21 protein-coding genes and 1 tRNA gene are annotated in these 25,410 nt (G+C 73.4%); 11 read left to right on the top strand and 11 right to left on the bottom strand.

Annotation, left to right across the window (positions count from 1 at the left end; all coding sequences use genetic code 11):
* Positions 1 to 111: 111 nt before the first annotated feature.
* The 4 genes from rpoB to H9657_RS08380 all read right to left on the bottom strand — a co-directional run bounded on the left by rpoB (position 112) and on the right by H9657_RS08380 (position 7,961).
* Entirely contained in the window at positions 112 to 3,618 is a 3,507-nt protein-coding gene (gene rpoB / locus H9657_RS08395; RefSeq protein ID WP_191782332.1) for a DNA-directed RNA polymerase subunit beta, read from the bottom strand.
* A 410-nt stretch (positions 3,619 to 4,028) separates the two neighbouring features.
* Positions 4,029 to 4,418, bottom strand: coding sequence for a 50S ribosomal protein L7/L12 (rplL, locus tag H9657_RS08390; protein ID WP_191782330.1), 390 nt, complete (start codon positions 4,416 to 4,418; stop codon positions 4,029 to 4,031).
* 94 nt (positions 4,419 to 4,512) lie between these two features.
* Positions 4,513 to 5,043: a 50S ribosomal protein L10 gene (gene rplJ / locus H9657_RS08385; RefSeq protein ID WP_191782327.1), complete on the bottom strand. Its 531-nt coding sequence runs from the start codon at positions 5,041 to 5,043 to the stop codon at positions 4,513 to 4,515.
* A 299-nt stretch (positions 5,044 to 5,342) separates the two neighbouring features.
* Positions 5,343 to 7,961 (bottom strand): CHAT domain-containing protein, encoded by a 2,619-nt coding sequence (locus tag H9657_RS08380; RefSeq protein WP_191782323.1) that lies wholly within the window; start codon positions 7,959 to 7,961, stop codon positions 5,343 to 5,345.
* A 41-nt stretch (positions 7,962 to 8,002) separates the two neighbouring features.
* Here H9657_RS08380 and H9657_RS08375 point away from each other — a divergent pair, with 41 nt between their 5' ends.
* The 3 genes from H9657_RS08375 (at position 8,003) to H9657_RS08365 (ending at position 10,620) form a co-directional block, all read left to right on the top strand.
* Positions 8,003 to 9,400, top strand: coding sequence for a S8 family peptidase (locus tag H9657_RS08375; RefSeq protein ID WP_191782321.1), 1,398 nt, complete (start codon positions 8,003 to 8,005; stop codon positions 9,398 to 9,400).
* A gap of 73 nt (positions 9,401 to 9,473) precedes the next feature.
* Positions 9,474 to 10,115 carry an RNA polymerase sigma factor gene (locus H9657_RS08370; protein ID WP_191782318.1) on the top strand — a complete coding sequence of 214 codons (642 nt, stop codon included), beginning with the start codon at positions 9,474 to 9,476 and terminating at the stop codon, positions 10,113 to 10,115.
* On the top strand, positions 10,096 to 10,620 hold the full coding sequence (locus tag H9657_RS08365) for a hypothetical protein (RefSeq protein WP_191782315.1): 525 nt from the start codon (positions 10,096 to 10,098) through the stop codon (positions 10,618 to 10,620). Before H9657_RS08370 ends, H9657_RS08365 begins: the two co-directional genes overlap by 20 nt.
* Positions 10,621 to 10,800: 180 nt before the next feature.
* Here the strand turns inward: H9657_RS08365 and rplA are convergent, their stop codons facing one another.
* The 5 genes from rplA to H9657_RS08340 all read right to left on the bottom strand — a co-directional run bounded on the left by rplA (position 10,801) and on the right by H9657_RS08340 (position 13,607).
* Positions 10,801 to 11,517: a 50S ribosomal protein L1 gene (gene rplA / locus H9657_RS08360; protein WP_191782312.1), complete on the bottom strand. Its 717-nt coding sequence runs from the start codon at positions 11,515 to 11,517 to the stop codon at positions 10,801 to 10,803.
* Between the two features lie 117 nt (positions 11,518 to 11,634).
* Positions 11,635 to 12,066: a 50S ribosomal protein L11 gene (rplK, locus tag H9657_RS08355; RefSeq protein WP_191782310.1), complete on the bottom strand. Its 432-nt coding sequence runs from the start codon at positions 12,064 to 12,066 to the stop codon at positions 11,635 to 11,637.
* Between the two features lie 80 nt (positions 12,067 to 12,146).
* On the bottom strand, positions 12,147 to 12,995 hold the full coding sequence (nusG, locus tag H9657_RS08350; protein ID WP_191782307.1) for a transcription termination/antitermination protein NusG: 849 nt from the start codon (positions 12,993 to 12,995) through the stop codon (positions 12,147 to 12,149).
* Positions 12,996 to 13,094: 99 nt separating this feature from the next.
* Complete coding sequence (gene secE / locus H9657_RS08345) at positions 13,095 to 13,376, bottom strand: preprotein translocase subunit SecE (protein WP_191782304.1); 282 nt, start codon at positions 13,374 to 13,376, stop codon at positions 13,095 to 13,097.
* A 158-nt stretch (positions 13,377 to 13,534) separates the two neighbouring features.
* Positions 13,535 to 13,607 (bottom strand) — tRNA-Trp (locus H9657_RS08340).
* A 221-nt stretch (positions 13,608 to 13,828) separates the two neighbouring features.
* Here H9657_RS08340 and H9657_RS08335 point away from each other — a divergent pair.
* The 8 genes from H9657_RS08335 (at position 13,829) to H9657_RS08300 (ending at position 22,198) form a co-directional block, all read left to right on the top strand.
* Positions 13,829 to 15,073, top strand: coding sequence for a pyridoxal phosphate-dependent aminotransferase (locus tag H9657_RS08335; protein ID WP_191782302.1), 1,245 nt, complete (start codon positions 13,829 to 13,831; stop codon positions 15,071 to 15,073).
* Positions 15,074 to 15,170: 97 nt separating this feature from the next.
* Positions 15,171 to 16,067: an ABC transporter ATP-binding protein gene (locus H9657_RS08330; RefSeq protein WP_191782299.1), complete on the top strand. Its 897-nt coding sequence runs from the start codon at positions 15,171 to 15,173 to the stop codon at positions 16,065 to 16,067.
* The gene (locus tag H9657_RS08325) at positions 16,064 to 16,939 is read left to right on the top strand and encodes an ABC transporter permease (protein WP_191782297.1); all 876 of its coding nucleotides are present in this window, start codon (positions 16,064 to 16,066) and stop codon (positions 16,937 to 16,939) included. Before H9657_RS08330 ends, H9657_RS08325 begins: the two co-directional genes overlap by 4 nt.
* A gap of 44 nt (positions 16,940 to 16,983) precedes the next feature.
* On the top strand, positions 16,984 to 18,195 hold the full coding sequence (locus H9657_RS08320) for a sensor histidine kinase (RefSeq protein WP_191782294.1): 1,212 nt from the start codon (positions 16,984 to 16,986) through the stop codon (positions 18,193 to 18,195).
* Positions 18,192 to 18,821, top strand: a complete 630-nt coding sequence (locus H9657_RS08315; protein ID WP_191782292.1) for a response regulator — start codon at positions 18,192 to 18,194, stop codon at positions 18,819 to 18,821. Before H9657_RS08320 ends, H9657_RS08315 begins: the two co-directional genes overlap by 4 nt.
* A 72-nt stretch (positions 18,822 to 18,893) precedes the next feature.
* Positions 18,894 to 20,435 (top strand): sensor histidine kinase, encoded by a 1,542-nt coding sequence (locus H9657_RS08310; RefSeq protein ID WP_191782289.1) that lies wholly within the window; start codon positions 18,894 to 18,896, stop codon positions 20,433 to 20,435.
* Positions 20,432 to 21,106 carry a response regulator transcription factor gene (locus H9657_RS08305; protein WP_191782287.1) on the top strand — a complete coding sequence of 225 codons (675 nt, stop codon included), beginning with the start codon at positions 20,432 to 20,434 and terminating at the stop codon, positions 21,104 to 21,106. Before H9657_RS08310 ends, H9657_RS08305 begins: the two co-directional genes overlap by 4 nt.
* Positions 21,107 to 21,166: 60 nt before the next feature.
* Positions 21,167 to 22,198: an adenosine deaminase gene (locus tag H9657_RS08300; RefSeq protein WP_191782284.1), complete on the top strand. Its 1,032-nt coding sequence runs from the start codon at positions 21,167 to 21,169 to the stop codon at positions 22,196 to 22,198.
* Between the two features lie 63 nt (positions 22,199 to 22,261).
* Here the strand turns inward: H9657_RS08300 and H9657_RS08295 are convergent, their stop codons facing one another.
* Both H9657_RS08295 and H9657_RS08290 read right to left on the bottom strand, forming a co-directional pair.
* Positions 22,262 to 24,070 (bottom strand): alpha/beta hydrolase, encoded by a 1,809-nt coding sequence (locus H9657_RS08295; protein ID WP_191782282.1) that lies wholly within the window; start codon positions 24,068 to 24,070, stop codon positions 22,262 to 22,264.
* Between the two features lie 194 nt (positions 24,071 to 24,264).
* Positions 24,265 to 25,410 carry a UDP-N-acetylmuramate dehydrogenase gene (locus H9657_RS08290; protein ID WP_191782280.1) on the bottom strand — a complete coding sequence of 382 codons (1,146 nt, stop codon included), beginning with the start codon at positions 25,408 to 25,410 and terminating at the stop codon, positions 24,265 to 24,267.

Genomic DNA, 25,410 nt, shown 5'->3' with positions numbered 1-25,410 from the left:
TACTTCCTTCGCTTGCCGGTTTCGAGAACCAGCGGAACGGAAATCGTGCTGAGGGGTGCGGGCGCCCGGTCCGGCATCACGGGTGGTGTGCAGCCGGACCGGGGCTCGACGTCAGATCTCTTCGACGCTGCTGGCGTTCGGGCGCCGCGACAGGTCGATGCCGAGCTCTTCCGCGGCGCGGTAGACCTCGTCGTCGTTCTCCTTCATGTCGATCGAGACACCGTCGGAGGACAGCACCTCGACGTTCAGGCAGAGGGACTGCATCTCCTTGAGCAGGACCTTGAACGACTCGGGGATACCGGAGTCCGGGATGTTCTCGCCCTTGACGATCGCCTCGTAGACCTTCACGCGGCCCGGGACGTCGTCCGACTTGATGGTGAGCAGCTCCTGCAGCGTGTAGGCGGCGCCGTACGCCTCGAGTGCCCACACCTCCATCTCGCCGAACCGCTGGCCACCGAACTGCGCCTTACCACCCAGCGGCTGCTGCGTGATCATCGAGTAGGGGCCGGTCGAGCGAGCGTGGATCTTGTCGTCCACGAGGTGGTGCAGCTTGAGGATGTACATGTAGCCGACCGACACGGGCTCCGGGAACGGCTCGCCGGAGCGGCCGTCGAACAGCCGCGCCTTGCCGTCGCCCTTGACCATCCGCTCGCCGTCGCGGTTCGGCAGCGTCGAGCCGAGCAGACCGGTGAGGGTCTGCTCCGGCACGCCGTCGAACACGGGGGTGGCGACCGGGTTGCCGGGCGTGGAGCTGGCGACGGCGTCGGGGACGCCCTCGCGCCAGACGGCCTCGCCCTCGGCCAGCTTGATGTCCCAGCCCTGCTTGGCCACCCAGCCGAGGTGCGTCTCGAGCACCTGGCCGACGTTCATGCGGCCGGGCACGCCGAGCGGGTTGAGGACGACGTCGACGGCCGTGCCGTCCTCGAGGAACGGCATGTCCTCGACCGGCAGGATCTTCGAGATGACGCCCTTGTTGCCGTGACGGCCGGCGAGCTTGTCGCCGTCCGTGATCTTGCGGCGCTGCGCGATGTACACGCGGACCAGCTCGTTGACGCCGGCGGGGAGCTCGTCGCCGTCGTCGCGGCTGAACGTGCGCACCTCGATGACCGTGCCGGACTCGCCGTGGGGCACCTTGAGCGACGTGTCGCGGACCTCGCGGGCCTTCTCGCCGAAGATCGCGCGCAGGAGGCGCTCCTCCGGGGTCAGCTCGGTCTCGCCCTTGGGCGTGACCTTGCCGACGAGGATGTCGCCCGCGCCGACCTCGGCACCGATGCGGATGATCCCGCGCTCGTCGAGGTCGCCCAGGACCTCCTCGGAGACGTTCGGGATGTCCCGCGTGATCTCCTCGGGGCCGAGCTTGGTGTCGCGCGCGTCGACCTCGTGCTCCTCGATGTGGATCGAGGAGAGCACGTCGTCCTGCACGAGGCGCTGCGACAGGATGATCGCGTCCTCGTAGTTGTGGCCCTCCCACGACATGAAGGCGACCAGCAGGTTGCGGCCGAGCGCGAGCTCGCCCTCGTCCGTCGCCGGGCCGTCGGCCAGCACCGAGCCGGGCTCGACGCGCGCGCCGTGCTCGACCAGCACGCGCTGGTTGTAGCAGGTGCCCTGGTTGGAGCGGCGGAACTTGGCGATGCGGTACGTCGACGTCGTCGCGTCGTCGTTGGCGACCACGACCAGGTCGGCGGACACCTCGGTGACCACGCCGGGCTTGGTGGCCACGACCACGTCGCCCGCGTCGACGGCCGCACGACGCTCCATGCCGGTACCGACCAGCGGGGCCTCGGAGCGGACCAGCGGCACGGCCTGGCGCTGCATGTTGGCACCCATGAGGGCGCGGTTGGCGTCGTCGTGCTCGAGGAACGGGATGAGCGCGGTCGCGACCGAGACCATCTGGCGCGGCGAGACGTCCATGTAGTCGACGCTCGACGGCGGCACCAGGTCGGGCTCGCCGCCCTTGGTGCGCACGAGGATGGCGTCCTCGACGAACGAGCCGTCGGCCGTCAGCGGCGCGTTCGCCTGGGCGATGATGTGCCGGTCCTCGTCGTCGGCGGTCAGGTAGTCGACCTCGTCGGACACCTTCCCGTCCTTGACGCGGCGGTACGGCGTCTCGACGAACCCGAACGGGTTGATGCGCCCGTAGGTCGCGAGCGAGCCGATGAGGCCGATGTTCGGGCCCTCAGGGGTCTCGATCGGGCACATGCGGCCGTAGTGCGAGGTGTGGACGTCACGGACCTCCATGCCGGCGCGGTCGCGGGACAGACCACCGGGGCCGAGGGCCGACAGACGCCGCTTGTGCGTCAGGCCCGCGAGCGGGTTGTTCTGGTCCATGAACTGCGACAGCTGGCTCGTCCCGAAGAACTCCTTGATGGAGGCCACGACGGGGCGGATGTTGATGAGGGTCTGCGGCGTGATCGCCTCGACGTCCTGCGTCGTCATGCGCTCGCGCACGACGCGCTCCATCCGCGACAGGCCCGTGCGGACCTGGTTCTGGATGAGCTCGCCGACCGCGCGGATACGACGGTTGCCGAAGTGGTCGATGTCGTCGGGCTCGACGCGGATCTCGATCGACTCGCCGCCGCGCGTGCCGGGCAGCGTGGGCTTGTCGATGTGGAGGGCCGCGAGGTACTTGATCGTCGCGACGACGTCCGAGAGCGTGAGCACCGAGTCGGACAGCGGCGCGTCCTGGCCGAGCTTCTTGTTCACCTTGTAGCGGCCGACCTTCGCGAGGTCGTAGCGCTTGGGGTTGAAGTAGAAGTTCTCGAGCAGCGCGCGGCCGGCCTCGACGGTCGGCGGCTCGCCCGGGCGGATCTTGCGGTAGAGGTCGAGCAGCGCCTCGTCCTGCGTCTGGACGTGGTCCTTCTCGAGGGTGTCGATGACCGCGGGGTACTCGGCGAACTCCTCGCGGATCTCGCTCTCGGTCATGCCGAGCGCCTTGAGCAGCACCGTGGCGTTCTGCTTGCGCTTGCGGTCGACGCGCACGCCGACGTTGTCGCGCTTGTCGATCTCGAACTCGAGCCACGCACCACGGCTCGGGATGACCTTGGCCGTCAGGACGTCCTTGTCGGACGTCTTGTCGGCGGTGCGCTCGAAGTACACGCCCGGGGAGCGGACGAGCTGCGAGACGACGACGCGCTCGGTGCCGTTGATGATGAAGGTGCCGCGCTCGGTCATCAGGGGGAAGTCACCCATGAAGACGGTCTGCGACTTGATCTCGCCGGTGGTGTAGTTGACGAACTCCGCCGTCACGAACAGCGGCGCGGCGAAGGTGAAGTCCTTCTCCTTGCACTCCTCGGCCGTGTACTTCGGCGGCTCGAAGCGGTGCTCGCGGAACGAGAGCGACATGGTCCCGCCGAAGTCCTCGATCGGGGAGATCTCCTCGAAGATCTCCTCGAGGCCCGCGGTCTCCGGCACGTCGTTGCGACCGACCTCGAGCGCGGCGGCCACGCGGGCCTGCCAGCGCTCGTTGCCGAGCAGCCAGTCGAAGCTCTCCGTCTGCAGGCCGAGCAGATCGGGGACCTCGAGCGGCTCATGGATCTTGGCGAAGGAGATGCGACGGGATGCGGTGCGGTTCGCGATGGCGTCGGCGGACGGTGCAGAAGGGATGCGCGAGGCAGCCAAGAGGGGTCCTTCCCTGCGGATCGTGGCACGCTGCGCCGCCTGGCGAGGCGCAATCCCCGGCCACGACACGAGGTTCGACGCGCACGTACGTCGGAACCGGAGTCGGGATATCTGAGATCGCGGGCACAGGCCAGCGCAAAGCGCTAGCGTACGCACCTTCGTAGGCTCCGTCAAGTCAGCCCACGGGAAGGGTCCTACGGGCCACACCGCCCGTACCGGCGACCTCGTCGTCGCCGCGTGACATGGTGGCACACGCTGCGCCGCGGGGGAAACGCAGCGCCCCCCACACCGGGTCGCTGCCGGCCCCGACCACGACGAAGCCCGCACTCCCCGAGGGGGTGCGGGCTTCGTCGTGCGTGGCTGGTCCCGGCGGGCGCCCGACTCGCGTCAGGCCACCGACCGGGCCCGGATCACTTGAGGGTGATCGTCGCGCCGGCGCCCTCGAGGGCAGCCTTGGCCTTCTCGGCCGTCTCCTTGTTGACACCCTCCAGGACCGGCTTCGGCGCGCCGTCGACGAGGTCCTTGGCCTCCTTCAGACCGAGGCTCGTGAGCGTGCGCACCTCCTTGATGACCTGGATCTTCTTGTCACCGGCGGCCTCGAGGACGACGTCGAACGAGTCCTTCTCCTCCTCGGCCTCGGCCTCGGCGCCGCCACCGGCGCCGGCGGGGGCCGCGGCGGCGACCGGAGCAGCAGCGGTGACCTCGAAGGTCTCCTCGAACGCCTTCACGAACTCGTGCAGCTCGATGAGCGTGAGGTCCTTGAACGCGCCGATGAGCTCGTCGGTGGTGAGCTTCGCCATGGTGGCGTTTCCTTCCGTTCGGACCCGCCGGCCGATGGTCGGACGGCGGGAGGTGCTGGGGTTGCTACGTGATCGTGCGGCCGGAGCGTCGGGCTCAGGCTGCGGCGTCGGACTCCTCGCGCTTGACGCGCAGGGCCTCGACGGTGCGCACGGCCTGCGAGGCAGGAGCCGTGAACAGGTACGCGGCCTGGTAGAGCTTGGCCTTCATCGCGCCGGCCGCCTTGGCCAGCAGGACCTCACGGGACTCGAGGTCCGCGAGCTTGGTGATGTCCGCAGCGGTCACGGGGCGGCCGTCGACGACGCCCGCCTTGATGACCAGTGCAGGGTTCGCCTTGGCGAAGTCACGCAGTCCCTTGGCCGCCTCGACCGGGTCACCGGTGACGAAGGCGATCGCCGACGGGCCCTCGAGCACGTCGTCGAGGCCCTCGAGGCCGGCTTCCTTGGCCGCGATCGCGGTCAGCGTGTTCTTCACCACGGCGTAGTTCGCGTTGCCGCTGAGCGCCTTGCGCAGGGTCTTGAGCTGCGCGACGGTGAGCCCGCGGTACTCGGTCAGCACGGCCGCGTTCGAGCCGCGGAAGCGCTCCGTCAGCTCCGCGACAGCGGCAGCCTTGTCCGGCCTCGCCATGGCATTCCTTCCGATGGTGGTGCCACCGGGCGTCTTCCGTCACGACGCAGGAACGACAAGAGCCCCGCGCAGGCGCGGGGCTCGGACAAGGACCACCACCCGGGCCGGGGCCACGGGCAGCACGATCACGTGCGACGAACTCTCACCTGCGCAGGCCCCCGCGTCATGCGGAGCTTCGGCCGGTCCGACGAGCGGACCGACGACCGGCGGTCTTGGGCGCGCCCAGACTACGACACACCCCGGGGTGCCTCCAAATCTCGGCGACGCGACCGGGCGCGGGACGCGCTCGCCGCCGAACGTCACGCCGCACCGTGCGCGCTGAACGTGCACCAGTTGACGAAGCCCGCGGGGGTCTCGCGGTCGATCTCTGCGCGCGCGCCGTGCAGCGCGCGGGCCATGGTCTGGCCCGCCGCGAGCCGCCGGTGCAGCGCGAGCATGAGGTCGACCACCTCGACGTCCGGCACGGCGGCGATCGACGCGACGACCCCCGCCGTCCCGCGCGACAGCAGGCTGCTCACGAAACCGAGCACCTCGTCCCCCGCGAACGCCACGTCGGCCCCGGAGTGGCACGAGGCGAGGACGAGCCGGCGCGGCGCGGCACCGGCCGCGTGCAGCTCCTGCACCGTGAGCCGACCGTCGGCCAGGGAGACGGAGGAGAACATCGGGCTGTCCGCACGCAACGACCCGTGGCACGCGAGGTGCGCGATGTCGGCGGCCCGCAGTGCGCGGACGACGGCGTCGGCGGTGGCCTCCTGGGCGCCGAGCACCTGGGCCTCGGGGTACGTCCGCCGGAGGGCGTCGATCTCCTCGCGCGCGCCGACGAGGTCGGGACCTGCGACCAGGACCTGGCCCGTCCTGTCGTCGCGAGCCCACTGCGCCGTCCGTCGCCACAGGGACGCGGACGGGGCCAGACTCACCGGCCCCGCGTGCAGCGCCGACCACGGGACGCCGTGCAGCACCCCGACGGGGACGACCACCAGCTCGTCGTCCGCGCCCACTCCCAGCGGCGAGACGAGCGCGCGCGACAACGCCGCGAGCCGCACCTCCGCACTCGCGCGCGCGGCGGCTGCGGCCGCGGCCCCACGGGGGTTCGCCATGCGCCGCAGCGCGAAGACCAGCGCCCGCAGGTGGTCGGCCACGTCCTGCTCGGGCCCCAGCTCGATGATGCGCGAGCGTGTTCCGTCGACCACCACCGCGAGGAGCCGACCATCACGCCCGCCCAGCTCCACGAGCACCCGGCCGTCGAGGTCCTCCCGCAGACGGGCCAGGCTCCACCGTGTCGCCCGCGTGCGCGCTCCCGGCGTGATCTCGCGCCAGTCCGACGCCACCACCCGCTGCCCGTCGACCGTCACGGGTGCCGCCTCCACCTCTGAGGCAGGCAGCACGGGCAACGTGCCCGCCAGCGCCAGCGCGCGCGTACGTTCCATCCAGGCGAGCACGCGGCCCGGGGTGCTCGACCGGTGCAGCACACCCAGACCGATCGAACCGAGCTCCGCCCCGTGGCCGGACGCCAGCGCGCGCAGCTCCACGGTGGGCAGGCTGTCCCGGTGCACCGCGAGGTCGCGGAGGCCTGCGTCGCACTGCCGGACGGCACCCTCGGCGTCGCTCCGGAGCAGTGCGGCCCGGGCCGCCGCGATGCGACCCTTGACGCGTACGGGCACGGCACCGTCGACGGCCAGCCGAGCCCCCTCGGCGTAGGACCCCAGCGCATGCTCGACGTCGCCACGCGCCTCGGCCAGCCGGCCGGCGAGCACGTGCGCGTCGACCGCGGCCGACAGGTCCCCTGCGCGGACCAGCCGCGACGCGACCCTGCGTACCTCGTTCGCCTGGTCGCGGTCACCCGTGCCGCCGAGGAGGGCGGCCTCCACCTCGACCAGCGTTGCCCGGTCGCGCCAGCGGTCACGGCGCTGCTGCTGCGCCGCGCGGCGAAGTCCCGCACCCGCGCGGGCCGCGCCGTCGAAGTCGCCCGACAGCAGCAGGACGCGCGCGCGCCGCAGGCCGGCCTCGAGTGCCAGCAGCGGCAGCCCGAGACGTTCGAACTCGTCCTCGGCGCGCCCGGCAGCGGCCACCGCCTCGGGCAGCAGACGCAGGTCCGTCATGGCGTCCGCGTACTCGGTGAAGTACTCGCCGAGCGGGATGCCCGCCTCCGAGTAGACGCCCGACGCGCGCTCGAAGTCGCGCATCCCGGAGCTCAGCCGCCCCGCACGCACCTTGATCCAGGCGCGGGTCTGGAGCGCCGGCGCCAGCATGGCCGGGCCGGCGTCCTGCGCGAGCCGCACGGCCAGCTCGACCGCACGCAGCGCGTCGGCGTAGGCCGCGCGCTCCGCGAGGACCATCGCGAGGTTGTTGCCCGCGACGACGGCCGTCCCCACCTGCAGGTCCGGACCGTCGAGCACCGACCGGTAACCCCGCTCCGCGTCCACGAGCCGACCGGCGTTGTGGTCCAGGACGCTACGGGCCAGCAGCGCACGGCCGACGGCCCTGGCGTGGTCGGGTGCGCGCACCCCGGATGCGGGCTCACGCAGCGCGCGGTCGAGGTCGCGGCGGGCGCCCGCGAGGTCACCGAGCTCCTGCCGCACGTACGCGCGGCTCACCCTGACCGCGCCCTCGACCTCCGCCAGCCGGTGACGGCGGGCGAGCCGGACCGCCTCGTCCAGGAGTGCGCGCGCGACGTCGGTCTCCCGACGCACCCGGTGGACCCACGCGAGCGCGCGCAGCGCGAGGACCCGGAGCTCGACGTCCCGCGAGCGGCGCGCGCGCTCCAGCGCCGACCGGGATCGCGCCTCGACGTTGGCCGGGTCCGCCTCATGGGCGTCGACGACGCCCCACAGGTGTATCAGGAGCTCGTCCCGGGTCTCCTCCCTGCCGAGAGCCAGGTCATGCGCCTTCGCGCCGGGCGCGGACTGCGACGTGGCCATCCGCTGATCGTAGGCTTCGCGAACCGGACCCAGGAGGACACATGAGCGTGTACCGGACAGATCCCCCATCGCTCGGGCGGCCGTTCGGGCGCGACTACGCACCCGCCGCGGTCGGTCTCGCGGCAGACCCCGCCGTCCGGCGTGCGGTCGCGCGGCAGGCGGCCGAGCTCGCCCGGCACTCGGACGACGCCGGTGTGCGTGGTCGGGGCGACGTGATCCGGGAGCGCGTGCGCGGCCGGTGGCTCCGGGGCGAGCGCCGGGTCGACGTGGTGCGGGGGGCGCAGGAGGACGAGAAGGCGCTCATCGTCGGTGGCGAGGTCCTCGTCAGCATGAGCTCGTGGCCGGACGTCGCGGACGAGGCGGCGCGCGACGGGCTGACGCGGGTCGACGTCGGGTGCACGGACCTCGAGGACCGCGTCGTGCGGCTCCGCGCGGACGGCGAGGACTCGCAGGCCCGCCTCACGCGGTTCGTCGATGATCTCCGGGCGCAGGGCCACGCGGTGTCGTTCAGCTACGTCACGCCCCTGTCGCCCGTCATGAAGGGGTGCGCCGGGGTCCCGGCGCCGGGCCTCGCGACGTTCGCGGACTACGGCCCGGTCGACCCGTCGTTCGGGCGCGGCGTCCGCGTGGCCGTCATCGACACCGGGATCGTGGAGGCACCCCGCAGGGACGGCTGGCTCTCCGGCGTGGCGCGCGTGCCCGACGGCGCGGCGACCGGGTCGAACATCGACCACCTCGACGCCGACCCCGCCGACGGCTACCTCGACGTGTCCGCCGGCCACGGGACGTTCGTGGCGGGCATCGTCGCCCAGGTCGCGCCCGGGGCCGAGATCACGGTGCACCGGGTCCTGACGACCAGCGGGACCGCCACCGACGTCGACGTGGCGTGCGCGCTCATCCGGGCCGTCCGGGAGAACGCCCAGATCGTGAACCTGTCGCTGGGCACCGAGACGCACCGCGACGAGGCACCGCTGGCGCTCGCGGCCGCGTTCGACGTGGTGCGCGAGATCGAGATGGCGCGGGGCTGGGAGACGGTGGTCGTGGCCGCCGGCGGCAACGGCGGCACCACCTCGCCGGTCTGGCCCGCCGCGTTCGGCCGGGTCGTGTCGGTCGGGGGTCTGACCGCGGGGCTGCGTCCGAGCACGTGGTCGAGCCGAGGACACTGGATCGACGTCTCCGCCGTCGGCGAGGGGATCGTCTCGACCTATGTCGCCGGCGCGCAGTCGCCCGACCTCGCGGCGGACCCGCAGACGTTCACCGCCGACCCCTGGGCACGATGGACCGGGACGTCGTTCGCCGCACCGCAGGTGTCGGGCGCGATCGCACGCGCGATGACCGAGCACTCCCTGTCCGCGACGCAGGCCGTCCAGGCGCTGCTGGCCGCAGGCAAGCCCGTCGCCGGCTTCGGCAGGGCCCTGCAGATCCTCCCAGGAGCCTGACGTGCTGGGCACCTGCCTCGTCGAGCGTCATGATGGCCTTCGGGACGAACCCGACAGGCGAAGGAGCCGTGCCGTGAGCAGCCGAGAACAGCTGGGCAGACCGTACGGCGAGCGCACCGCGACCCAGCTCGTGGCGGGCGCGCTCACGGGCGACGAGGGGTCGTGGTCGGAGATCGTGCGGCGCCACACCAACCTCGTGATGTCCCGGGTCCGGCAGTTCCGGCTCACGCCGCAGCAGGCGGAGGACGTCGCGCAGACGGTGTGGCTCAACCTCCTGGAGCACCTGGGCGACCTGCGGGAGCCCGAGGCGCTGCCGGGGTGGATCTCCACCGCGACCCGCCACGAGTGCATCCGCATGTCGAACCTCGCGCGACGCTCGATCCCCGTCGACCCGACGACCGGGCGTCTCGACGCCCAGGACGACGCCGAGCTCGACGACGAGCTGCTGCGCGGCGAGCGGCACGCGGCGCTGCGGGCCGCGCTGGCCGAGCTGCCCGCGCACCAGCGGGAGCTGCTCCTCCTGCTGTCGACCGACCCGGCCCCGAGCTACCAGGAGGTGTCCGCACGGCTGGGCATCCCCGTGGGGTCCATCGGCCCCACCCGGCAGCGCGGGCTGGCCCGGCTCCGTCAGACGGAGGCCATCCGCACCTACCTCGCGACGCCGTCCGGCGCCGTGCTCGGCGAAGGAGGCCACGATGTCCTGGCACTCGGATGACGTGAGCCTCCCGCAGCCACGCCCCGCGAACGCGTGGGAGGACGACGACGCGCTCGCCGCGGACCTCGTCCAGGCGGTCACGGAGGAGGACGTGCTGCGCCGGGTCACCGCCGCGGCGTCGTCGGCGTTCCACGCCCACCGCGGCATGCTCGCGCTGCGCGACGAGCTCGCGACGGACCTGCTGCTGCTCTCCCTGGTCCACGACTCGCGCACGGGGGACGAGCTCGCGGGCGTCCGTGACCGCAGCGGCCAGCCGTCGCGCACCCTGGTGTTCGAGGGTGAGGGTGTCGGGGTCGAGGTCGAGGTGACCGACAGCGGCATCGAGGGCCAGCTCATCCCCGCGCGGCCCGGCCGCGTCGTGCTGCGCCGGCCCGACGGCGACGTCGTGGGCGTCGACACCGACGAGGTGGGCTACTTCCGCCTCGCCGCCAGCCCCGAGGGGCCCGTGCGGCTGGTCTGCGAGACGGCGGACGGCACGTGCGTCACCGCATGGCTGCCCTGGTGAGGGGCTGACCGTCACGGGACCCCCGAGGCGGTGCGCAGGGCCCGGTCCGCAGGGGGGACCGGGCCCTGTCGCGTCGGCGGACGGGCTCCCGGGCGGCGCGCACGTGCGACCGGCGCGTGACGCACGACGGCCCGGCACCCTCGCGGGTGCCAGGCGGTCGTCGCGGTGGGGAGGCGACCGTCAGGCTGCCTCGTCCTCCGTGAGGTTGCGGGTCTTGCTCTGGTCCAGCGGGATGCCGGGGCCGTTCGTGGTCGACAGCGTCGCCTTGGCGATGTAGCGACCCTTCGACGACGCGGGCTTCAGACGCAGGATCTCGTCCAGCGCGGCGGCGTAGTTCTCCACCAGCTGGGTCTCCGAGAAGGAGGTCTTGCCGATGATGAAGTGCAGGTTCGCGTGCCGGTCGACACGGAATTCGATCTTGCCGCCCTTGATGTCGGCCACGGCCTTGGCCACGTCCATCGTCACGGTGCCCGTCTTCGGGTTCGGCATGAGGCCGCGCGGGCCCAGCACCTTGCCCAGTCGACCGACCTTGCCCATGAGGTCCGGCGTCGCGACGGCGGCGTCGAAGTCGGTCCAGCCGTCCGCGACCTTGGCGATGAGGTCGTCGCCGCCGACCTCGTCGGCGCCGGCGGCGCGGGCCTGCTCGGCACGCTCACCGTTCGCGAACACGATGACGCGGGCGGTCTTGCCCGTGCCGTGCGGCAGGTTGACCGTGCCGCGGACCATCTGGTCGGCCTTGCGGGGGTCGACACCGAGGCGGAACGCGACCTCGACGGTGGCGTCGTACTTGGTCGTCGACGTCTCCTTGGCGAGGCGCACGGCCTCGAGCGGCGTGTAGATCCGGTCCGCCTCGAGCTTCTCGGCCGCGGCGCGGTACGCCTTGCTGTGCTTGGGCATCTGCCTGTTTCTCCTTGTGTCAGCAGTCGTGGTCATCCGGGCCGCACACGGGCCCTGCCACCTGTCGGCGAGCGCAGGTCGCGCTCGCCGACACGTCCTTCATGAGGGAGCGGACGCTCAGCCCTCGACCTTGATGCCCATCGACCGGGCGGTGCCGGCGATGATCTTCTCGGCCGAGGCCAGGTCGTTCGCGTTGAGGTCCTCGAGCTTGGTGCTGGCGATCTCGCGCACCTGGTCGGCCGACAGCGTGCCGACCTTGACGGTGTGCGGCGTCGGCGAGCCCTTGGCCACGCCCGCGGCCTTCTTGATGAGCTCGGCGGCCGGCGGCGTCTTCGTGATGAAGGTGAACGAGCGGTCCTCGTACACCGTGATCTCGACGGGGATGACGTTGCCGCGCTGCGACTCGGTCGCCGCGTTGTACGCCTTGCAGAACTCCATGATGTTGACGCCGTGCTGGCCCAGGGCGGGGCCGATCGGCGGCGCGGGGGTCGCGGCACCGGCGTTGATCTGGAGCTTGATCAGCCCGGTGACCTTCTTCTTGGGGGGCATGATGCCTTCCGTTCGTGTCGTGGGCCGACGCCGTGGGCGATGACCCGGTTGCAGTACCCCGCGGGGCGGGGATCAGCAGGTCAGATCTTGGAGACCTGGCTGAAGGACAGCTCGACCGGGGTCTCCCGGCCGAAGAGCGAGACGAGGACCTTGAGCTTCTGGTTCTCGGGGTTGATCTCGGAGATCGTGGCCGGCAGCGTGTCGAACGGCCCGCCGTCGGTGACGGTGACCGACTCGCCGACCGTGAAGTCGACCTCGACCGGCTTGCTCGACGCCTTGGCGGCCTGCTGCGCGGGGGTCTTCGCCTCGATCGCGGGGGCCAGCATCGAGAAGACCTCGTCGAGCGTGAGCGGCACGGGCTGGTGCGTGTGGCCGACGAACCCGGTGACGCCCGGCGTGTGGCGCACGGCACCCCACGACTCGTCGGTGAGGTCCATGCGGACGAGGACGTAGCCGGGGATCCGCACGCGCTTGACGACCTTGCGCTGCGCGTTCTTGATCTCGACGACCTCCTCCATGGGGACCTCCACCTGGTGGATGTAGTCCTCCATGTTGAGGCTCTGCGTGCGCGACTCGAGGTTCGCCTTCACGCGGTTCTCGTACCCCGCGTAGGAGTGGATGACGAACCAGTCACCGGGCACGCGGCGCAGCTGGGCCTTGAACGCGGCGACCGGGTCCTCGTCGGGGTCGATCTCGTCGTCCCCTGCGTCGGCCTCGGCGTCGTCCTCGGCTGCGGCGTCGTCCTCGGCGGCGACGTCGTCCGCGGTGTCGTCGTCCTCGACGGCGGCCTCGTCCTCGACGGCGACGTCGTCGGCGACCGTGTCGGCGAGCTCGTCACCCGCGCTCGCCTCGACGGCCTCGACGGACGCGAGGGCGTCCGCGAGCTCGGCCTCGGCGCCCGACGTGGGCTCCTGCGACTCCTGCGACACGTGCAACCTGCTTTCTCCGTTGTGGACCGGCGCGCGGCCGGTGCGTGCGCGGCCGGGGGCCACGCGGGTGGGGCGAGCGTCGGCGTCAGCCGGCGTACGTCACCCGAAGACCCAGAACGTCAGCTTCCCGATGCCCAGGTCGATCAGCGTCACGAACAGCATGACGACCGTGACGAACACGAGGACGACGCTGGTGTAGGTGACCAGCTCCTGGCGGGTGGGCCGGACGACCTTCTTGAGCTCGGCGACGACCTGGCGCACGAAGAGCGCGATGCGCGCGAACAGCCCGCGCTTCTCCTCGCCGCGACGCGGCGCGTGCTCGCTCCTGCTGGCAGCCGAGCCCTCGGCGTCGGACGCCGCGGCGGCAGCGGTATCGCTCACGTCTGGCCCCTGTCTGGTCGTCGGTGCGACGCCCGGGGACGGGTGCCGCTGTCGAGGACGGACGGACCGGCCGACGCGACGCGCCGGACCGGCCGGCGGTCCTGCTCACGACACCGACCCGGGCCTCGGGAGTCCCGAGGCCGAGCCGGTCGCGTGCGCAGGGCAGACAGGACTCGAACCTGCAACCTGCGGTTTTGGAGACCGCTGCGCTACCAATTGCGCCACTGCCCTACGGCGGCCTGGTGCGCCACGACTCCGCGACCACCCTCCGAACGACCCCGAACATCTCGGGCTCGGCCTGAAGGCGTGCTTCATCATGGCGGACGTCAACCGCCGGTGGACCACTGTACGCGACGCGGGGCCGTACGGTCGAACCGCTCGCGCGAGGGGTCTCGTACCACGTCGTGATATCCCGTGGCCGCGGACCCGGGCCGCTCTGCGAGGATGTCCGCGTGACCGACCACAGCGCACCGACGACGACGTCCACCCGCGCCCGGGTCTCCGCCCGGGTCGCCGCGATCGCGGAGTCCGCGACCCTCGCGGTCGACGCGAAGGCCAAGGCGCTCAAGGCGGCGGGCCGGCCGGTGATCGGCTTCGGCGCCGGCGAGCCCGACTTCCCCACGCCGGACTACGTCGTGGAGGCCGCGGTGCGCGCCGCGCACGACCCGGTCAACCACCGCTACTCCCCCGCGGCCGGCCTGCCGGTGCTGCGCGAGGCCATCGCCGCCAAGACGCTGCGCGACTCGGGCTACGAGGTGCGTCCCGCGGACGTGCTCGTGACGAACGGCGGCAAGCAGGCCGTCTTCCAGGCGTTCGCCGCGATCCTGGACCCGGGCGACGAGGTCCTGCTGCCCGCGCCGTACTGGACGACGTACCCCGAGGCGATCCGCCTGACGGGTGCCGAGCCCGTCGAGGTGTTCGCGGGCGTCGACCAGGGCTACCTGGTCACGGTCGAGCAGCTCGAGGCCGCGCGCACGCCCCGCACCAAGGCGCTGCTGTTCAACTCGCCGTCCAACCCGACGGGCGCGGTCTACTCCCCCGAGCAGACCGAGGAGATCGGCCGCTGGGCGCTGGAGCACGGCATCTGGGTCATCACGGACGAGATCTACGAGCACCTGACCTACGACGACGCCGTGTTCACGCCGATCGTGCGCGTCGTCCCCGAGCTCGCCGACACCACGATCGTGCTCAACGGCGTCGCGAAGACGTACGCCATGACGGGCTGGCGCGTCGGCTGGATGATCGCGCCCTCCGACGTCATCAAGGCCGCGACCAACCTGCAGTCGCACCTGACGTCCAACGTCGCCAACGTCTCGCAGCGCGCGGCCGTGGCCGCCCTGACGGGCGACCTGTCCGCCGTCGAGACGATGCGCACGGCGTTCGACCGCCGCCGCCGCACCATGGTCGGCATGCTCGAGCAGATCGACGGCGTGCGGTGCCCCGCGCCGCAGGGCGCGTTCTACGCCTACCCGTCGGTCGAGGGCGTCCTGGGCCGCACGATCCGCGGCGTCACCCCCACGACGTCGGCCGAGCTCGCGTCGCTGATCCTGGACGAGGTCGAGGTCGCGGTCGTGCCCGGCGAGGCGTTCGGGCCCAGCGGCTACCTGCGGCTGTCGTACGCCCTGGGCGACGACGACCTCGCGGAGGGCGTCGGCCGCATCCAGTCGCTGCTGGCCGAGGCGACCCCGCGCGCCTGACGCCCACGGCTGACCCCCGGGGTCCACCGATCGGTGGACCCCGGCACCGACCGCGCGGTCCTCGCGCCACGGCGAGCCGTGGCGGGAGGCTGGGAGCATGACGACGACGAACGCCCCGGCCGTCCTGGTCGAGGGCCTGCACAAGCGCTACGGCGAGAAGCGCGCGGTCGACGGTCTGGACCTGCGCGTCGAGCACGGCGAGATCGTGGCGGTCCTGGGCCCCAACGGCGCGGGCAAGACGACGACGGTCGAGACCCTCGAGGGGTTCCGGCGGGCCGATGCGGGCCACGTGCGCGTGCTGGGTGCCGACCCGGCGCGCGGCGGACGCGCCTGGCGCTCCCGGATCGGCGTGGTGCTGCAGGACAACCACGACCTCGCCGAGGTGACGGTCCGCGAGATCGTGCACCACATGGCCGGCTTCTACCCCTCGCCGCGGGACCCCGAGCAGGTCATCGACGCGGTGGGCCTGCGCGCCAAGGCCACGACGCGCACCCGGGCGCTGTCGGGCGGTCAGCGGCGCCGGCTGGACGTCGCGCTCGGCGTCGTCGGTGACCCCGAGCTGCTGTTCCTCGACGAGCCGACGACCGGGTTCGACCCCCAGGCACGTCACGAGTTCTGGGACCTGGTCGAGCAGCTGCGCGACGAGGGCACGACGATCCTGCTGACGACGCACTACCTCGAGGAGGCCGAGCGGCTCGCCGACCGCGTCGTCGTCGTGGCGCGGGGACGCGTCGTGGCGCAGGGCGCCCCGGCGGAGCTGGGCGGCCGGCAGGCGCGGCGCGCACGCGTGCGGTGGACCGTCGACGGTGCCCCGCACGAGGAGGCGACCGACGCCCCGACCGCGCTCGTGGCGCAGCTCGCGTCACGCCTGGGGCGCCCCGACGGCGAGGTCCCGGGACTGCAGGTGCTGCGACCCACGCTCGAGGACGTGTACCTCGGGCTCATCGGTGAGGACGGGACCGCGGACGCGGCCCACGAGGAGGCGGCACGATGACGACCACCACCGGCACCCCGAGCGGCGCGGTCGCGGCGCGCGCCGACGTCGACGCCGTCCCCCGGCTGCCCGGCCTGGCGCGCCTGGCCTGGTCGCGCACCGTCTTCGAGGTCCGCGGCTTCTTCCGCGAGCGCGACGCGGTCGTGTTCGTGTTCGCCTACCCCGTGCTCATGCTCGCGATCTTCGCGACCGTGTTCGGCGCCGAGGACGAGCTGCTGGCCGGCACCGGGGTGCACTTCCCGCAGTACTTCCTGCCCGGGATGGTCGCCACCGGCGTCATGCTCTCGAGCTTCCAGAACCTCGCGACGTCGATCGCGTCGGAGCGCGACGACGGCACGCTCAAGCGCCTGCACGCGACGCCCCTGCCGGCGACCGCGTACTTCCTGGGCAAGACGGGGCAGGTGCTGATCACGGCGCTCGTGCAGACGGCGCTGCTGCTCGCGGTCGCGAGCCTGGTCTTCGACGTCCCGATGCCGACGGACCCGGGCCGCTGGTGGACGTTCGCGTGGGTGTTCGTGCTCGGCACGGCCGCCGGCGCGGTGTGCGGCGTGGCGTTCTCGTCCGTGCCGCGCACCGGGCGGTCCGCGAGCGCGGTCGTCGTGCCGGTGGTGCTGGTCCTGCAGTTCGTCTCCGGCGTGTTCTTCCAGTTCGACCAGCTCCCGAGCTGGATGCAGCAGGTCGCCTCGGTCTTCCCGCTCAAGTGGCTGGCCCAGGGCATGCGCTCGGTGTTCCTGCCCGACGAGATGGCCGCGATCGAGCCGTCGGCCTCGTGGCAGCACGGTGCGACGGTGGCGGTGCTCGCCGCGTGGCTCGTCGTCGGCCTGGTCGTGGGCGTGCGGACGTTCCGCTGGCGCCGGCGGGACGACGGGTGACGCGCGTCGCGGCGGACGACCCGGCCCGTGGCAGAGTCACGCCCATGAGCACCGCGGACGCGCAGGCCGGCCCCGGGCCGGTCACCCGGCACGGGTTCTGGCTGCGCATGCTGGTGATGTACGACCTGGTCTTCGTCGGGATGTCGGCGGTGTACCTGGTGGCGGTGCTGACCCAGGCCGCGGGGTTCGCCGACGCCCTCGTGGCGGTCTCGACCATGCTGGTGCTGGCGCTGGCCTACGTCCTGGTCGGGCGGCGCGCCGCGCAGCGCGGGAGCGCGCGGCTCGCGGACGGCTACCTCGCGGTGCTCGTCGTCGTCGTGGTCGTGCAGGTCGCCAACGGCGACATCGGGTCGGTGCTCCTCTTCCTGGCCTACACGCAGATCTGGTTCTTCGCGCGCACGCGCGTCGCCGGCGTCGTGTGGGCGGTCGCCCTGACGGCGGCCATCACGGTGGCCGCGGTGCTGCGCGTCGGGGCGACGGGCCAGGAGGTCACGGAGATCGCCGCGCAGTTCGGCACGGCCCTGATGTTCGCGGTGGTCCTCGGGCTGTGGATCACGCAGATCGCCGAGCAGAGCGAGGAGCGTGCGTACCTGCTCGAGGAGCTGAGCGCCGCGCAGGACGCGCTCGCGGCGTCGCACCACGCGGCGGGCGTCGTCGCGGAGCGCGAGCGCCTGGCGGCCGAGATCCACGACACCCTGGCGCAGGGCTTCACGTCCGTCGTGATGCTCGCGCAGACGGCGTCGGTCGAGCTCGCGCGCGACCACCACGACCGTGTGGCCGCCCGGCTCGAGAGCATCGAGGGCGTCGCGCGCGACAACCTGGCGGAGGCGCGCGCGCTCGTCGCGGCGTTCGCCCCGCCCGACCTGCAGGACGGCACGCTCGCCGACGCGCTGGCGCGGCTCGCGGCGCGATTCGGCACCGAGACGGGCCTGCGGGTCGACGTCGTCGACGACGCCGGTGACACCGCGGGCGCCGAGGCGCAGGTGGTGCTGCTGCGGGCTGCGCAGGAGGCGCTCGCCAACGTGCGCCGCCACGCCGACGCCACGCACGTGACGCTGCGGCTGGCGCGCGTCGGCCCGGAGGTCGTCCTCGAGGTCGTCGACGACGGGCGTGGCCTGGCCGCCGACGTCCCCGAGGGCAACGGGCTGCGCGGCATGCGTGCCCGGGCGGACGCGGCCGGCGGCACGCTCGACGTCACGGCGGCGCCGGGCCGGGGCACGCGCGTGCGCCTGCAGGTGCCGGCCGGGTCGTCGTGAGCGTGCGCGTCGTGGTCGCCGACGACCACCCCGTCGTGCGCTCGGGGATCGCCGCGCTGCTGGACCTCGAGCCCGACCTCGAGGTCGTCGGCGAGGCGGGCGACGGCGAGCAGGCGGTCGCCCGCGCGCACGAGCTGCGGCCGGACGTCGTCCTCATGGACCTGCGGATGCCCGGCACGGACGGCGCGGCCGCCACGGCCCGGATCGTCGCCGAGCTCCCCGGCGTGCACGTCCTGGTCCTGACGACGTACGAGACGGACACCGACATCCTGCGGGCGGTGGAGGCGGGCGCGACCGGCTACCTGCTGAAGGACACGCCGCGCGAGCAGCTGGTCGCGGCCGTGCGCGCCGCCGCGCGCGGCGAGTCCGCGCTGTCGCCGTCGGTCGCGCGTCGGCTCGTCCAGCAGGTGCGCGGCGACAACGCCGACCGGCTCACGCCCCGCGAGCGCGAGGTGCTCGCGGGGGTCGCGCGCGGCCTGTCGAACGCCGCGATCGGCCGCGAGCTGTTCATCACGGAGGCCACGGTCAAGACGCACCTGCTGCGGGCGTTCGCCAAGCTGGGGGTCGACGACCGCACGCACGCCGTGACGGTCGCGATCGCGCGGGGGATCCTGCCGGGCGCGTGACCGACGAGCGGGTCCCGACCGGCGCTCGGACGGGCCTACTGCCGCGGTGGACGCGCGACCATACTGTCCCCCATGCGGAACGGGCCGACGACGGGGCACGCCCTCGTCGTGCCCCCCGAGGCCGCCCGCCGGCCCACGTCGCGCGTCACCGTCCGGGGTCGGCTGATGACCGCGGTCGTGGCGCTGACCGCGGCCGCCATGACGATCTCGGGCGTGACAGGCCTCGCGCTGCAGCTGCGCGCGACGGACGCGCGCATCGACGACTCGCTGACGCGCGCCGTCAGCGCGCTGCGCACCGCGCAGGTCGAGGGCGAGGCCCAGCCGGACGGCTCGCGCGTCCCGTGGTCGTCCGTCGAGCGGCTGCTGCTCAAGGCCGTGGAGGCGCGCGTGCCGGGTGAGCACGAGGGCGTGCTCTCGACCCTCGACGGCACCTTCTTCGTGCGCCCGGCCGACGAGACGCGCGCCGTCCGCCTCGACACCGACGAGGAGCTCATGGCGTGGTTGCGGGCGCTGCCCGCGGACGACGCCCTCGCCGGCTTCCCGCGCACCGTGCGCACGTCCGTCACGGAGTACCGCCTGGTCGCGGTGCCGGTGCGGCTCGACGCCGACCCGGACGTCGCCGGCATGTTCGTGGTCGCGTCCGACCGCACCGCGCAGAACGCGGGCGTGTGGCGGATCTTCCTCACCTACTCCGCGGTCGGTGCCGCCGCACTGGTCGTCACGTCGCTCGTCGCGTGGTTCGTCGTGGGCCGGATGCTGCGACCCGTGCGGGTGCTGCGCGACACCGTGCGGCGCGTGACCGAGTCGGACCTGTCCGAGCGGATCGAGGTGACCGGCAAGGACGACCTCGCCGACCTGGCCGCGTCCGTGAACTCGATGCTCGAGCGCCTCGAGCGTGCCTTCGGGTCGCAGCGCGAGCTGCTGGACGACGTCGGGCACGAGCTGCGGACCCCGCTGACGATCGTGCGCGGCCACCTCGAGCTGCTCGACCCGGGTGACGAGACCGACGTGCGCGCGACGCAGTCGCTCGCCCTTGACGAGCTCGACCGCATGCAGCGCCTCGTCGACGACCTCGTGACCCTGGCCACGGTCGACCGGCCCGACTTCGTGCGCCGCGCGCCCGTGGACGTGGGTCGCCTCACGGACGACGTGCTGGAGAAGGCCCGCGGGCTGGGCGAGCGCCGGTTCGTCGTCGTGGCGCGCGCCGACGTCGTCGTCGAGCTCGACGCGCAGCGCATCACGCAGGCGTGGTTGCAGCTGCTCGCGAACGCCGTGCGCTTCTCCGCGCCCGGCGCCCTCGTGCGCCTGGGCAGCGAGGTCGCGGACGGCCGCGTGCTGGTGTGGGTCCGCGACGAGGGGCCGGGTGTCCCCCGCGAGGAGGAGGCCCGGATCTTCGAGCGCTTCCACCGCGGCCAGGCCGACCGCGTGCAGCACGGCGCCGGCCTGGGCCTGCCGATCGTCGCGGCCATCGCCGCCGCCCACGGGGGACGCGTGTTCCTCGAGCACCCCCCTCCCGGCGCCGGCCCCGGCGTCGGGTTCGTCCTCGACCTGCCTGCCGTCGGCCTCGTCGACGGCGAGGCCGAGTCGTTCGAGCTCGTGGAGCCCCACAGATGACCCACATCCTGATCGCCGAGGACGAGGAGCGCATCGCCTCCTTCGTCGCCAAGGGCCTGCGCGTCCACGGGTACGAGGCGACCGCCGTGCTGACCGGTGAGGCCGCGCTCGAGCACGTCGAGGCCGGCGGGATCGACCTGCTCGTGCTCGACCTGGGCCTGGGCGACATGGACGGCTTCGACGTCCTGCGCTTCCTGCGCGCCGAGGGGTACGAGCTGCCGGTCATCGTGCTCACCGCACGCTCGTCCGTGACCGACACCGTCACCGGCCTGGAGTCGGGCGCCGACGACTACATGGCCAAGCCGTTCCGGTTCGAGGAGCTGCTCGCGCGTGTGCGGCTGCGGCTGCGCAGCCAGCCCGCGGCGACCGCCCGTGGCAACGTGCTCGCGCACGGCCGGCTGCAGCTCGACCTGCGCACGCGGCGCATGCGGGTCGACGACACCGAGGTCGACCTGTCCGCGCGCGAGTTCGCGCTCGCGGAGACGTTCATGCGGCACCCCGGGGACGTGCTGACGCGTGAGCGGCTGCTCTCCGAGGTGTGGGGCTACGACTTCGACCCCGGCTCCAACGTGGTGGACGTCTACGTCCGGTACCTGCGGCGCAAGCTCGGTGCGGAGCACTTCGACACGATCCGCGGGGTCGGCTACCGGCTCGTCGACGCGCAGGTGTGACGACGAGCGCGTCGTGACCCGCCGCGCGGTCGCCGGTCGCGGCCTGGCAGACTGGCTGCGATGCGTGACCTGAACCTGCTCCCCAAGGCGCACCTGCACCTGCACTTCACGGGTTCGATGCGCGTGGAGACGCTCGCGGAGCTCGCCGAGCGCCACGGCATCCGGCTCCCCCAGGTCCTGCTCGACGACGACCCGCTGATGGTCCCCGCGGGTGAGCGCGGGTGGTTCCGGTTCCAGCGCATGTACGACGCGGCGCGCGCGTGCGTGCGCTCCGAGGCGGACATGCGCCGGCTCGTGGCCGAGGCCGCCGCGGACGACGCCGCCGAGGGGTCGGGCCGCCTCGAGATCCAGGTCGACCCGACGTCGTACGCACCGTTCGTCGGGGGTCTGACGCCCGCGCTGGAGATCGTGCTCGACGAGGCGCGTGCCGCGCAGGCGGCGACGGGCGTCGAGATCGGCGTCGTCGTGGCCGCGTCGCGCATGCGCCACCCGCTGGACGCGCGCACGCTCGCGCGGCTCGCCGCGAAGCACGCGGGCGACGGCCCGGGGCAGGTCGTCGGGTTCGGGCTGTCCAACGACGAGCGGCGCGGCTCGACCGCCGACTTCGCGGGGGCGTTCGCGATCGCCCACCGGGCGGGCCTGCTGTCCGTCCCGCACGGCGGCGAGCTGCTCGGGCCGGCGCACGTCGAGGAGGTGCTGGAGCACCTGCGGCCCGACCGGCTCGGGCACGGCGTGCGCAGCGCCGAGGACCCCCGCGTCCTGGCCCGGGTCCTCGAGGACGACGTCCCCCTCGAGGTCTGCCCCGCCTCCAACGTGTCGCTGGGCGTGTACGCCGCACCGGGCGACGTGCCGCTGCGCACGCTGGTCGACGCGGGCGCACGCGTCGCGCTCGGCGCGGACGACCCGCTGCTGTTCCGCTCGCGCCTCGTCGACCAGTACCGCATCGCCCGCGACCACCACGGGTTCACCGACGCCGAGCTGGCGGACCTCGCGCGGGCGTCGATCACCGCGAGCGCCGCGTCCCCGGGCGCCCGGGCCCGGCTGCTCGCGGGTGTCGACGCGTGGCTCGCTGCGGAGCCCGCAGCCGCCTGACGACGCGGGACGGGGACCCGGCCGTCGTGGCCGGGCCCCCGCCCTCATGCGTCGCTCACGGCGTCACGACGTGCGCGGCTCCGCACCCGGCACCGGCGGCACCACCGGCGGCAGGGCACGCGGCTGGGCACCGCGCGACATCGGCTGGTCGACGAACGGCTGCACGTCGCCCGTGCACTGCGTGCCCTCGGCCGGCAGCTCGACGCCGATGAGGTAGCGGTCGATGGCGTCGGTGGCGCACGCGGACGTGCCGTACGCCGTGTGCCCCCAGTTGTCCGACGACAGCAGGCGGCTGTTCGGGAGCACCTTCGCGGCCGCGACGGCACCCTCGTAGGCGGTCGCCGGGTCCCACAGGTTGCCGACGACGAGCACGGGCGACGACGTGCGGGCGTCGAAACGTCCCGTCCACGCGTCCTCGTCGCGCGCGGTCCACGCCTTGCTCGCGCACTGCGCCGACCCCCACGTCCACGACGGCCCGAAGCCCGGCGCGATCGCGTCCTGCCGGGCGGAGGCCGCGATCCAGTCCTCCGGCCGCCGCGGGTTCACGGAGTCCGTGCACAGCACCGCCGAGAACGCCTCGGTGCCGTTGTAGTACGGGAACGCGAACCCGAGCGCGGACGCCCGCTCGGTACGGGCGCCGGCGTGCTCCGCGGCGACCTGCTGCTGCGCGCGCTCGTAGCCGAGCAGGGACGACAGCGCCTCGGCACGGATCTCGGCGTTCTCGGGCGTCTCGGGCTGGAGCAGCCAGTGGATCGCCCACGTGAGCATGTCGAGGCCGGCGCCCGCGTCGGGCGCGTACAGCGAGCCGAGCACGGCGCCGACGAACGTCGGCCAGTCGACGGTGACGATCAGCTCGTCGGTCTCCGGGTCGCGCAGCTCGACCGGCGTGGCGCGCAGACCTGCGGCCACCCCGTCCCACACGGCACGCGGCTCGCCGATCCCCGCGGTGCGGCACAGGTCGGGCCCGGCCTCGCCGCAACGGTCGAGGATCTCCTGCGCCGCGCGCCACGCGGCGGTCCCGGACCCGAGGCGCTCGGTCACCGGGATGTGCGCGGTCGCGCGGGTACCGGCCCACGCGAGCGGGTCGAGGACGCCGTCGATCGTGATCGCCCGCACGCGGTCGGGGAACATGTTGGCGTACACCTGGCCCAGGTAGCTGCCGTACGAGAAGCCCAGGAACGTCAGCTTCTCGTCGCCGACGGCCCGCCGCACGACGTCCATGTCACGCGCGACCTCGGCGGTCGACATGGACGCGCTCAGCGGGGCACCCGTCGTCGAGCAGGCCTTGCCGAGCTTCCAGGCCGAGTCGACGAACGCCGCGGTCTGCTCCTGCCCCTCCGGGAACGGCACGTACATGCCGGACAGCGCGGCGTCCTGCTCGCCGGCGTTGCGGAAGCACCGCACGTTCGAGGAGTAGTTGGTGCCGCGCGGGTCGAGGCCGACGACGTCGAACTTCGCCAGCACGTCGGGTGACAGGAAGTACGGCGCGAAGGCCGCCATGTCCACGCCCGAGCCTCCCGGCCCGCCGGGGTTGACGAACAGCGACCCGATCCGCTGGGCGGGGTCGGTGGCCTTCACCCGCAGCAGTGCCACCTCGGTGGTGCCCTTGCGCGGCTGGTCGTAGTCGAGCGGGAGCTCGACGGTGCCGCACTCGCTGCCCGGCATGAAGATGGACGAGCAGTCGTACCAGCCCGGGTCGGGCGTCGGCACCCGGTCGACGCGGGCGGCCTCCGCGCGGCTCGTGCGGTCGTGGCCGGCGCCCGGCCTGCCGTGGGCGGTCGCGCCCGTCGCCGTGAACGCCGTGACGGTCGTGGCCAGACAGGCCGCGACGGTCGTCACGGCGAGGGCACGGCGGAACTGTGCTTTCGTCATGGTGATCCCCCTGGATCGCGCCCGCCGGTGCCCCTGCGACCCGGCCGTCGGCGCACGTCCACCCTGGCGGTCGCGCGGGCCCAGGACGTCGGCCGCAGGACGGACACCGGTGCCCGACCTGCGGGGGTTGTCCCGGTCCGGGTGGACCGTCTAGGTTCCGCGCGCGCGACCCGCCGGCCTCGCGCGCCCTCGCCTCAGAGCGTGACGCCGACCAGCACGGGCTCCGGCTCCAGGACCACGCCGAACCGCTCCCGGACGCCGTCGCGGACCTCGCGGGCCAGCGCGAGGAGGTCGTCGGCGCGTGCGTCGCCGCGGTTCGTCACCGCGAGCGTGTGCTTCGTCGAGAGCGTCGCCGGGCCGGGAGCGCCGAACCCGCGGCCGAAGCCCGCGTGGTCGATGAGCCACGCCGCGCTCGTCTTGACCGAGCCGTCGGGCAGGGGCCAGCGGGGTGCGTCGGCGGGCAGCGCGCCCGCGTCCGCGGCCGCGACGACGGGGTTGGTGAAGAACGACCCGGCGCTCCACGTGTCGTGGTCCGCGGGGTCGAGCACCATGCCCTTGCGCGCCCGCAGCGCGAGCACCGCCGCACGCACGTCGGCGAGCGGTGCGCGCTCCCCCACGGCGACGTCGAGCGCCCGCGCGAGCTCCGGGTACGCGACGGGCGCCGACAGCGAGCCCTCCCTGACCTGGAACGTCACGTCCAGGACGACGTACCGGGGCGTCGGGCCCCAGGGCGCGGCGGGGTCGGCGGGGTCGGGACGCATCGAGCGCTTGAGCACGGACGTGCGGTAGCCGAAGCCGAGGGACACGAACGGCAGCGTGCGCACCCGTGCGCGGCCGCGGTCCCACACGCGCACCTGCGCGACCGTCTGCGCGACCTCCTGGCCGTACGCCCCGACGTTCTGCACGGGCGTCGCGCCGGTCGAGCCGGGGATGCCGGACAGCGCCTCGACGCCGACGAGCTCGTGCGCCACGGCGTAGGCCACCACGTCGTCCCACACGGTGCCCGCGGGCACCGTGAGCGTGATCCCGCCGCACGCGGACGCGTCGGGCACCTCGACGCCGCCCCGCACGTCGCGCACGACGACCCCCGGGAAGCCGGCGTCGGCGACCAGGACGTTCGAGCCACCGCCGAGCACGAGCAGCGGCTCGCCGGCCTCGTCCGCGGCACGCACGGTCGCGACGAGCTCCGCCTCGGACGTCGTCTCGACGTAGCGCCCGACGGGGCCGCCGACGCGGAGCGTCGTCAGGTCCGCGAGCGCGGGCGTGCCGGGGTAGGTCGGGACGGTCGGGTGCGCCGACGCGGGGGCCGGGCCGGGCAGGGCGCAGGTGTCGGGCTCCAC

Source organism: Cellulomonas avistercoris (assembly GCF_014836445.1).
GTDB lineage: Bacteria > Actinomycetota > Actinomycetes > Actinomycetales > Cellulomonadaceae > Cellulomonas > Cellulomonas avistercoris.
The sequence above is the reverse complement of the archived record's forward strand: the minus strand, read 5'-3'. Positions and strand labels throughout refer to the sequence as shown.

Coding starts and splice junctions, on each gene's coding strand:
- rplL (WP_191782330.1), bottom strand. CDS start 4,418: ATGGCGAAGCTCACCACCGACGAGCTCATCGGCGCGTTCAAGGACCTC.
- rplJ (WP_191782327.1), bottom strand. CDS start 5,043: ATGGCGAGGCCGGACAAGGCTGCCGCTGTCGCGGAGCTGACGGAGCGC.
- H9657_RS08380 (WP_191782323.1), bottom strand. CDS start 7,961: ATGGCCACGTCGCAGTCCGCGCCCGGCGCGAAGGCGCATGACCTGGCT.
- H9657_RS08375 (WP_191782321.1), top strand. CDS start 8,003: ATGAGCGTGTACCGGACAGATCCCCCATCGCTCGGGCGGCCGTTCGGG.
- H9657_RS08365 (WP_191782315.1), top strand. CDS start 10,096: ATGTCCTGGCACTCGGATGACGTGAGCCTCCCGCAGCCACGCCCCGCG.
- rplA (WP_191782312.1), bottom strand. CDS start 11,517: ATGCCCAAGCACAGCAAGGCGTACCGCGCCGCGGCCGAGAAGCTCGAG.
- rplK (WP_191782310.1), bottom strand. CDS start 12,066: ATGCCCCCCAAGAAGAAGGTCACCGGGCTGATCAAGCTCCAGATCAAC.
- H9657_RS08330 (WP_191782299.1), top strand. CDS start 15,171: ATGACGACGACGAACGCCCCGGCCGTCCTGGTCGAGGGCCTGCACAAG.
- H9657_RS08325 (WP_191782297.1), top strand. CDS start 16,064: ATGACGACCACCACCGGCACCCCGAGCGGCGCGGTCGCGGCGCGCGCC.
- H9657_RS08320 (WP_191782294.1), top strand. CDS start 16,984: ATGAGCACCGCGGACGCGCAGGCCGGCCCCGGGCCGGTCACCCGGCAC.
- H9657_RS08310 (WP_191782289.1), top strand. CDS start 18,894: ATGCGGAACGGGCCGACGACGGGGCACGCCCTCGTCGTGCCCCCCGAG.
- H9657_RS08305 (WP_191782287.1), top strand. CDS start 20,432: ATGACCCACATCCTGATCGCCGAGGACGAGGAGCGCATCGCCTCCTTC.
- H9657_RS08300 (WP_191782284.1), top strand. CDS start 21,167: ATGCGTGACCTGAACCTGCTCCCCAAGGCGCACCTGCACCTGCACTTC.
- H9657_RS08295 (WP_191782282.1), bottom strand. CDS start 24,070: ATGACGAAAGCACAGTTCCGCCGTGCCCTCGCCGTGACGACCGTCGCG.